Genomic DNA, 8,867 nt, shown 5'->3' with positions numbered 1-8,867 from the left:
GGGGTGGGGAACGTGGCGGTGGCTGCGGTCAACGGCCCTGATTCGGTGGTGGTGTCGGGTGATGGGGAGGCGGTCGGCCGGCTTGCGGAGCAGTGGCGTGAGCGGGGTGTGCGGACCTCGCGTCTGAGGGTCAGCCATGCTTTCCATTCGCCGCTGATGGAGCCGATGCTTCAGGAGTTCGGCACGGTCCTCGCGGGGCTCGGCTTCCGTGAGCCGACATCGGTGATCGTCCCGACGGCTGATTCCGTGCACCCGGTTCATACCCCGGCGTACTGGGTGGACCACGCCCGCCGGGCCGTCCGTTTCCATGATGCGGCCGTTCGGCTTCCCGTTGCCGACGTCCTGGTCGAGATCGGGCCAGGCGCCGTCCTGACCCCGATGCTGGTGGAGACGCGCCGCGTCGCGGCGAGCTGCCACCGCACGCGCTCCGAGGTCCGGAGTGTGCTCGAAGCGCTGGGATACGTCCACGTGCACGGGNTCGCGGCGAGCTGCCACCGCACGCGCTCCGAGGTCCGGAGTGTGCTCGAAGCGCTGGGATACGTCCACGTGCACGGGATCAGCCCGGACTGGGCCGCCCTGCTGGGCACCGGGCGTCCGGTTCCGCTGCCGACGTATGCCTTCCAGCACCAAAGCTACTGGCTGACCACATCCCCCGCGGCGGAGGCGGTCCGGGGCGCCGGGGACGATCAGGCCTTCTGGGACGCGGTGGAGAAGGAGGACATGAGCGACCTGGTGGGAGCGCTGGGTGCGCCCGCAGAGCTGGAACCGGTGCTGCCGGCGCTGGCGAAGTGGCACCGGGACCGCACGTACCGGCAGCGGATGGACTCATGGCGGTACCGCGTGGTCTGGAAACCCACCGACCGTGCCCCCGTCGTCCAGGTGCCGGGCTCCTGGCTGGTGGTCCTTCCTCACGGCGGTGGTGATCCGGCAACGGTGCGGTCGGTCACCCGGCTGCCGGCCGACGTGGTGACCGTCGAACTGGGCGCGGAGCGCGACCGGAAGGCGGTGTCCGAGCTGCTGGCCGACGCGGTCGAGGGCGTCTCCCTGCTGTCGGGCGTCATCAGCCTCGTCCAGGCCCCCGAGGACCTCTTGGTGCTGGTCCAGGCCCTCGGCGACGCCGGGGTGGGTGCGCGGCTGTGGTGTCTGACGCGCGAGGCCGTGGCCACCGTGGAGACCGAGCAACCGGACCCGGTGGGCGCCGCGGTCTGGGGTGTGGGTCTGGTCACCGGCCTCGAACACCCCGAGCGCTGGGGCGGGCTGATCGACCTGCCCGGCACGCTCGACGAGCGGACCGTCGGCCGGCTCGGCGGCGTCCTGGTGGCCGACGACGATGAGGACCAGATCGCGGTCCGACCGGGCGGCGTGCTGCGCCGCCGGCTCGTGCCGGCCCCCGCGGCGCCGGAGCCCGAGCGGACGTGGCGGCCCGACGGCACGGTGCTGATCACCGGCGGGACCGGGGCGATCGGCGGGCACGTCGCGCGCTGGCTGACCTCGCTCGGTCCGTGCTCCCTGGTGCTGGTCTCCCGGCGGGGCCCGGACGCGCCCGGTGCCGAAGCCTTGCGTGAGGAACTGGAGTCGCGGGGCGCGCGGGTGCGCGTGATGGCCGCCGACGTGACGGACCGTGACCAGATGGCGGAGCTGGTCGCCGGTATCGCCGCGCAGGAGGGGCCGGTGCGCGCGGTCTTCCACGCGGCGGGCGTCGGTCAGAGCACCCCGATGGACGCGATGACGCTGGAGGAGTTCCGTGCGGTCTCCGTCGCCAAGACGGCGGGCGCGCAGGTCCTGGACGAGCTGTTCGACGGCGGCGACGACCTCGGCGCGTTCGTGCTGTTCTCGTCCGCCTCCGCGATCTGGGGGAGCGGCCACTACGCCTCCTACGCGGCGGGCAACTCCTACCTGGACGCGCTGGCCGAACGCCGGCGCTCCCGTGGCCTCGTCGCGACCTCCGTGGCGTGGGGCGTCTGGGCGGAATCCGGCATCCTGGGCCCGGAGGGCGAGGAGCAGCTTCGCCGCCGGGGTCTGGCGCCGATGGCGCCGACGGACTGCCTCGTCGCCCTCGCACAGGCGCTGGACCGCGACGAGACCCGGATCACCGTGGCCGACGTGGACTGGGAGACGTTCCTCACCGGGTACACCGCGGCCCGGCCGCGACCGCTGACCGAGGACCTGCCGCAGGCCCGCGCGCTGCGCGCCGCCCATCCGGTCGCGGCGCCGGCGGGCGGGGGCGACATCCGCCGTCGGCTGGCGGCGATGTCCCAGCCCGAACAGGTGGCCGCGTTGACCGAGCTGGTGAGTGCCACCGTCGCCGAGGTGTTGGGCCACGCCGACGCCTCCGCCATCGACGTCGAACAGCCCTTCGTAGAGCTGGGCTTCGACTCGCTGTCGGCCGTGGAGGTGCGCAACAAGCTCAACGTCGCCACCGGTCTGGCGCTGCCGACGATGCTGGTTTTCGACCATCCGACGGTGGCCGCGGTGTGCGCGTTTCTGCGCACCGCGCTCACCGACGGGACACGGGCGGCCGACCCGCCCGCCGAACGGACGCCGTCGGAGTCCGCGGAGTCGTTCGCGGCGATCTACCGTCAGGTCGCGCTGGGCGGCAGGATGACGGAGGTGGAGGCGCTGCTGGGTGGCGCGGCGGGGCTGCGCACCCGCTTCACCGACGCCGACGAGGTGTCCGGCGGACCCGGCTCCGTGCGGCTGGCCAGGGGCGACGAAGGGCCGGCGATCATCTGCTTCCCGCCGTTCGCCCCTGTTGAGCAGTCGCTGCAGTTCGCCCGGCTGGCCACGTACTTCCGTGACCGGCGCGACCTGTCGATGATCACGGTGCCGGGTTTCCTGCCCGGCGAGCCCATCGCCGCGACGCGTGAGGTGCTGGTGGACGCGCTGGCCCGGGCGACGCTGCGGTGCGCCGACGGCAAGCCGTTCGTCCTGCTGGGCTACTCCTCCAGCGGCTGGCTCGCGCACTCGGTGGCGGCCAGGCTCCAGAAGGACGGTTCGCCGGCCCGCAATGTCGTGCTGCTCGACACCTATCTGCCCGACGGCATGTCGCTGAGCCTGCGCCAGGCGATGACGTACGAGGTCAACGAGCGGCGGTTCAGGTTCACGACGATGAACTTCACCACGCTGACGGCCCTCGGCACGTATCGCAAGATGTTCCGCGGCTGGGAACCGGAGCCGGTGGACGCCCCGACCCTGTTCGTCCGTCCGGAGGAGTGCATCCCGGGTGACCCGTCTGCTGCGCCGATGACGGAGGACTGGCGGGCGCACTGGCCGCTCCCGCACGACGAGGTGACCGTACCGGGGGATCACTGCAGCATCGTCGCCGAGTACGCCGAGGCCGTCGCTGCCGAGGTGCACGCCTGGCTCGCCCGGCACTGACCGGGGAAATCCCGCGGAAGAGGGCGACGGCCACTCCGCACACGGGAGCACACGTTCCATGGCGCTTCGGCCGTGGTGAAAGCGTTAAGGAGTATGAGCATGACCGTACACAACACGGACGAGATCGAGCGTCTCGTCCGCGAGTTCCTGGCCGCCGCGGAAGACGGCCCGGAACCCGGGGCCGACGAGGATCTCTTCCAGTCCGGCCGGATGGATTCGCTGTTCGCGCTCCAGCTCGTGAATTTCACCGAGCGCACCTTCGACATCGAAGTCGACGTGGACGAGCTCGACCTTGCCGCCTTCGCCACCATCGCGAAGATCACTGAATTCGTGGCGAACAAGCAGACCGCGGCACAGTCGGTCTGAGGGATCCCCGGGAGGCGTATCCCGGCCACGGGCGGCTGGGACCCCGAAGGTCCCAGCCGCCCAGGTCGCTGTTCCGGTGACCGCACATGGTGCTCAGGTAATGTTTCGGTGTAAGGCAGGTCCGTGCCGACACAGGAGCCCTGTATTATGGACGATTGGATAATTGGGGCTTCTGCCGTCTCTTCGTAAGAGTTACCTGCGCCCCTTCGTTTGAAAATGTGGGTCTATGCGTTTCCTTGAGCCCGGCACCGGTCGCCACGTAAAAGCATCTCCGGTTCCCTACGACCTGACGTACGACGATGTGTTCATGGTGCCGAGCCGCTCCGCGGTCGGCTCCCGCCAGGGCGTCGACCTGGCCTCACCCGACGGCACCGGCACCACCATCCCGCTCGTCGTCGCCAACATGACCGCGATCGCGGGGCGCCGGATGGCCGAGACGGTCGCCCGGCGGGGCGGCCTCGTCGTCATTCCGCAGGACATCCCGATCGACGTCGTCGCCGATGTCGTCCGCTGGGTCAAGAGCCGCCACCTGGTCCTCGACACCCCGATCGTGCTCGCCCCCTCCGGCACCGTCGCCGACGCCCTGTCGCTGCTGCACAAGCGGGCGCACGGCGCGGGCGTCGTGGTGCAGGACGACCGCCCGGTGGGCGTGGTGACCGAGTCCGACCTGACCGGGGTGGACCGGTTCACGCAGCTGTCCGAGGTGATGTCCCGGGAGCTGCTGCTGCTCGACGCCGACATCGACCCCCAGGACGCCTTCGGCCGCCTCGACGCGGCGCACCGCAAGTTCGCCCCGGCCGTCGACGCCGACGGCAAGCTGGCCGGAATCCTGACCCGCAAGGGCGCGCTGCGCGCCACGCTGTACCAGCCCGCCGTGGACGGGGACGGACGGCTGCGGATCGCTGCCGCCGTGGGCGTCAACGGCGATGTGGAGGGGCACGCCAAGGCGCTGCTCGACGCCGGGGTGGACACCCTGGTCGTGGACACCGCGCACGGCCACCAGGAGTCGATGGTCGGCGCGCTCAAGGCGGTCCGCGCGCTCGGCCCGCGGGTGCCCATCGTGGCGGGCAACGTGGTCGCCGCGGAGGGCGTGCGCGATCTCATCGAGGCGGGCGCCGACATCGTCAAGGTCGGCGTCGGACCGGGCGCCATGTGCACCACCCGCATGATGACCGGCGTGGGCCGCCCGCAGTTCTCCGCGGTGCTGGAATGCGCCGCGGAGGCGCGGAGGTTGGGCAAGCACGTCTGGGCGGACGGCGGCATCCGGCACCCGCGCGACGTGGCGATGGCGCTGGCTGCCGGGGCGTCCAACGTCATGGTCGGCTCGTGGTTCGCCGGTACGTACGAGTCCCCGGGCGACCTCCAGCACGCCGCCGACGGGCGGCCGTACAAGGAGAGCTTCGGCATGGCGTCCGCGCGCGCCGTGCGCAACCGCACCAGCGAGGAGTCGCCCTATGAGCGCGCCCGCAAGGCGCTGTTCGAGGAGGGCATCTCGACCTCCCGGATGTTCCTGGACCCGACCCGGCCGGGCGTCGAGGACCTGATCGACTCGATCATCGCCGGGGTGCGCAGCTCCTGCACCTACGCGGGCGCGGGCTCGCTGGAGGAGTTCCACGAGCGCGCCGTGGTCGGCGTGCAGAGCGCCGCGGGCTACGCCGAGGGCAAGCCGCTGCACGCCAGTTGGGAGTGACGAGACGGTGCCCCTCAGGGGCACCACACACACGACGGTGGCCCCCACTCGGCTCGGGTGAGTGGGGGCCACCGTCGTGTGCGCATGACGTCACCGGATGACGCCTCGTGGGTCACCGCCCCGCCGGGGCAGGGCGTGCCGGGGCGGGCTGGTGAGCGTGATCTGGCGCACCAGCTGGTGGAACGAGACCAGCGCGGCGACCGGGGGGAGTCCGGCGACGGCCATGCTGGGCGCGTTCTTGGGGGCGTGCGCGACGCACAGGAACACCGCGATCGTGGAGAAGAGCACGACCACCGCCCACGAGTGCGCCGCCCCGCGGCGGTGCAGCGCGGCCCGCAGCACGGACAGCGAGGCGACCAGCCAGGGGCCGTAGACCAGCAGGGGCCACCACGCCGCCATGGACTCCGAGGTGCTGGGGGAGGCCAGATAGCGCAGCGGGGGGTACGAGATCATCCCGCCCAGCACGCTCAGCATGGCGACGATCACGGTGGTCATCGCCGCGAAGATCAGGCTCGTCATCTGGAGCCACGGCATCGTCGGCAGCCGGAAGCGGACCCGGCGGCGCTTGCCCCGCCCGCGCACATGCGTGGGGGAGGGGGACCGGATGGGGATCGGACCGGTGGAGTGCACCGGATCCTCGACGGGGGCGGCAGTGGGGACGGACGGGGGAGCGGGAGGGGGGACGGTGGGGATGGCTCCGGTGCTCTGGAGCAGCCGCGCCAGGTCCCCTTCCAGGTCCCAGCGGCCCTCCAGGGAATCCGGGTCCGGCAGGGGGAAAGGATTCATCGCGTAGTCGACGCCCACGTCGAACCGCTCGGAGGGGATGGGCGGCGGGTAATGGCCGGTGGGAGGGGGCCCGTAGCCGCCCGGCCTCGGCTCGGTGTACGTCATGCCTGGACGCCCGCCTCGACGCCCGGCTCCGCCGTGCCGGAGCCCTTCGTACCGGAGCGCTGGAGGAAGTCGTCCTCGATCCTGCCCAGGGTCCTGAGGAAGTCCTCCCAGACCCTCGAGCAGTATTCGAGGGGGTAATCGTGCGGGAACCGCTCCTCCTCCGTCCCGTGGTCCCGGGCCCGGAACACGGGTTCGGTCGTGAGCGGAGCGTGGTCAGGGGGTTGCAGCCTGTCAGTCGTCACGTCCCCACCAACGACCGCCAAATTGGTGCCGTATCGCGGCATTCGGGTGAACCGGGGGGTGGCGCGCGCACGGCTGTCGCAATGATTCCCTGGCGAGCGCCCCCGCGCGCAATGTTCGGACAGGTATGCGCAAGGATGGTGCATTACGGCCACGGCCGGACGACTCATAGGGTCTTGCGCTGACGCTGAGTGGCGGAGGCCGACTGCTTGGCGATTCCCACCTGCGGATTTGTCACCGGGCATCCCTATGCCCGCGTTCGGTCGTACACCACCAGACACCAAGCCGATGGCAGCGATTAAGGAGCCACCCACGTGTTGGAGCACGGCGCAGCCCCTCCCACCGCCCAGCGACCGGAGCCAGGGCCTCCGGCCGGCGGGCTCGGCGCCCGCCTGATGCGGCGCAAACCGGTGGAGCGGCTGGTCGCCGAGGGCGGCCAGGGCGAGGGCGGGAGCCTGCGGCGCTCCATGGGCGTCTGGCAGCTCACCATGATCAGCATCGGCGCGACGCTGGGCACCGGCATCTTCGTCGTCCTCGGCGAGGCGGTGCCGGACGCGGGCCCCGCGGTCATCGTGTCCTTCGTCATAGCCGGGCTCACCGCGCTGTTCTCCGCGCTCTCGTACGCGGAGCTGGCGGGCACCATCCCGGTCTCCGGGTCCTCGTACTCGTACGCCTACGCGACCATGGGCGAGCTGGTCGCCTGGGTGTGCGGCTGGTGCCTGATCCTGGAGTACGGCGTCTCGGTCGCGGCCGTCGCCGTCGGCTGGGGCCAGTACCTCAACGAGCTGCTGGACGGCACGCTCGGCATCACCATCCCCGACGCGCTGGCCGCCCCGCCCGGCGACGGCGGCATCTTCAACCTGCCCGCGCTGCTCGTGGTGCTGCTGTCCATGGCCTTCCTGCTGGGCGGCGCCAAGGAGAGCGCTCGGGCCAACGCGATCATGGTCGGGGTGAAGATCGCCGCGCTGATCCTGTTCTGCGCCGTCGCCTTCACCGGCATCCGAGCCGGGAACTACACGCCGTTCATGCCGCTGGGCATGGCGGGCGTCAGCGCCGCCGGGGCCACCCTCTTCTTCTCGTACATCGGCTTCGACGCCGCCTCCACGGCCGGTGAGGAGGCGAAGAACCCGCAGCGCGACCTGCCCCGCGCGATCATGCTCTCGCTCGTCATCGTCACCGCGCTGTACTGCCTGGTCGCGGCGGTCGCGGTGGGTGCCCTGCCGTGGAAGAAGTTCTCCGGCACCGAGGCCGCGCTCGCCGGGATCATGGAGAACGTGACCGGCCAGAGCTTCTGGGCCGTGGTGCTGGCGGCCGGTGCGGTCATCGCGATCGCCTCCGTGGTGCTGACCGTGCTCTACGGCCAGACCCGCATCCTGTTCGCGATGTCCCGCGACGGGCTGGTGCCCCCGGTCTTCTCCAAGGTGCACGCCGAGACCGGGGTGCCGCGCGCCAACACCGTCATCGTCTCGCTCTTCTGCGGCGTCCTCGCCGCCGCGATCCCGCTCGGCCAGCTCGCCGACGCCACCAGCATCGGCACGCTCTTCGCGTTCGCGCTGGTCAACATCGCCGTGATCGTGCTGCGCCGGACCCGGCCCGATATGACGCGGACCTTCCGGGTGCCGCTGTCGCCGCTCTTCCCGCTCGTCGGCTTCGGGCTGTGCCTGTGGATGATGAACAGTCTGGAACTCGTGACCTGGGTGGTCTTCGGTGTCTGGATGGCCGTCGGGCTTGTGCTGTACTTCGCATACGGCATGCGCCGATCCCGACTGGCCACAGCAGAGAAGTGACTCCCCCGCAGTGCGACTGAACGACCTCGACGAACGCATCGTCCACGCCCTCGCCGAAGACGCCCGCCGCTCCTACGCCGACATCGGCGAACTGGTCGGCCTGTCCGCCCCCGCCGTCAAGCGGCGGGTGGACCGGCTGCGGGCCGACGGCGCCATCACCGGCTTCACCGTACGGGTGGACCCGGCGGCGCTGGGCTGGGAGACCGAGGGGTTCGTCGAGCTGTACTGCCGCCACAACACCTCGCCCGACGACATCCGCCGCGGCCTGTCGCGCTACCCGGAGGTGGCGTCCGCGTCGACCGTCACCGGCGACGCGGACGCCGTCGTCCAGGTCTTCGCCGCCGACATGCGCCACTTCGAGCGGGTGCTGGAGCGGATAGCGGGCGAGCCGTTCGTGGAGCGCACCAAGTCGGTGCTGGTGCTGTCGCCGCTGCTGCGGCGCTACACCTCGGGCGCCCCCACGTAGCCGCCTCCACGTAGGCGCCCCCGCGCAGTGCCCCGGGGCCGGAGCGGCT

7 protein-coding genes are annotated in these 8,867 nt (G+C 71.5%); 5 read left to right on the top strand and 2 right to left on the bottom strand.

From position 1 onward, the window contains the following. Nucleotides 1–3: 3 nt before the first annotated feature. The 3 genes from EEJ42_RS05060 to EEJ42_RS05050 all read left to right on the top strand — a co-directional run bounded on the left by EEJ42_RS05060 (nucleotide 4) and on the right by EEJ42_RS05050 (nucleotide 5,434). On the top strand, nucleotides 4–3,378 hold the full coding sequence (locus EEJ42_RS05060; RefSeq protein ID WP_342778244.1) for an SDR family NAD(P)-dependent oxidoreductase: 3,375 nt from the start codon (nucleotides 4–6) through the stop codon (nucleotides 3,376–3,378). 99 nt (nucleotides 3,379–3,477) lie between these two features. Beyond that, nucleotides 3,478–3,744, top strand: a complete 267-nt coding sequence (locus EEJ42_RS05055; protein ID WP_184502941.1) for an acyl carrier protein — start codon at nucleotides 3,478–3,480, stop codon at nucleotides 3,742–3,744. Nucleotides 3,745–3,970: 226 nt separating this feature from the next. Then, nucleotides 3,971–5,434, top strand: coding sequence for a GuaB1 family IMP dehydrogenase-related protein (locus EEJ42_RS05050; protein ID WP_123098792.1), 1,464 nt, complete (start codon nucleotides 3,971–3,973; stop codon nucleotides 5,432–5,434). 90 nt (nucleotides 5,435–5,524) lie between these two features. On the opposite strand, the gene EEJ42_RS05045 is transcribed toward EEJ42_RS05050, so the two are convergent. Next, complete coding sequence (locus EEJ42_RS05045) at nucleotides 5,525–6,325, bottom strand: DUF2637 domain-containing protein (RefSeq protein WP_123098791.1); 801 nt, start codon at nucleotides 6,323–6,325, stop codon at nucleotides 5,525–5,527. Beyond that, a complete protein-coding gene (locus EEJ42_RS05040) occupies nucleotides 6,322–6,567 on the bottom strand; it encodes a hypothetical protein (RefSeq protein WP_123098794.1) in 246 nt (81 codons plus the stop codon). The genes EEJ42_RS05045 and EEJ42_RS05040 overlap by 4 nt, the downstream gene beginning before the upstream one ends. A gap of 312 nt (nucleotides 6,568–6,879) precedes the next feature. On the opposite strand from EEJ42_RS05040, the gene EEJ42_RS05035 reads away from it, so the two are divergent. Then, on the top strand, nucleotides 6,880–8,352 hold the full coding sequence (locus EEJ42_RS05035; protein WP_123098790.1) for an amino acid permease: 1,473 nt from the start codon (nucleotides 6,880–6,882) through the stop codon (nucleotides 8,350–8,352). A 10-nt stretch (nucleotides 8,353–8,362) separates the two neighbouring features. Beyond that, nucleotides 8,363–8,818 (top strand): Lrp/AsnC family transcriptional regulator, encoded by a 456-nt coding sequence (locus EEJ42_RS05030; protein WP_009713600.1) that lies wholly within the window; start codon nucleotides 8,363–8,365, stop codon nucleotides 8,816–8,818. Nucleotides 8,819–8,867 lie beyond the last annotated feature (49 nt).

It is taken from the genome of Streptomyces botrytidirepellens, assembly GCF_003721215.1.
GTDB classification, from domain to species: domain Bacteria; phylum Actinomycetota; class Actinomycetes; order Streptomycetales; family Streptomycetaceae; genus Streptomyces; species Streptomyces himastatinicus.
Note: the sequence above shows the minus strand (reverse complement) of the source record. Positions and strands in the feature narration are given on the sequence as shown.

Bases quoted from the DNA above. Each gene is read 5' to 3' on its own strand.
- EEJ42_RS05055 (WP_184502941.1), top strand. From the start codon at position 3,478: ATGACCGTACACAACACGGACGAGATCGAGCGTCTCGTCCGCGAGTTC.
- EEJ42_RS05050 (WP_123098792.1), top strand. From the start codon at position 3,971: ATGCGTTTCCTTGAGCCCGGCACCGGTCGCCACGTAAAAGCATCTCCG.
- EEJ42_RS05045 (WP_123098791.1), bottom strand. From the start codon at position 6,325: ATGACGTACACCGAGCCGAGGCCGGGCGGCTACGGGCCCCCTCCCACC.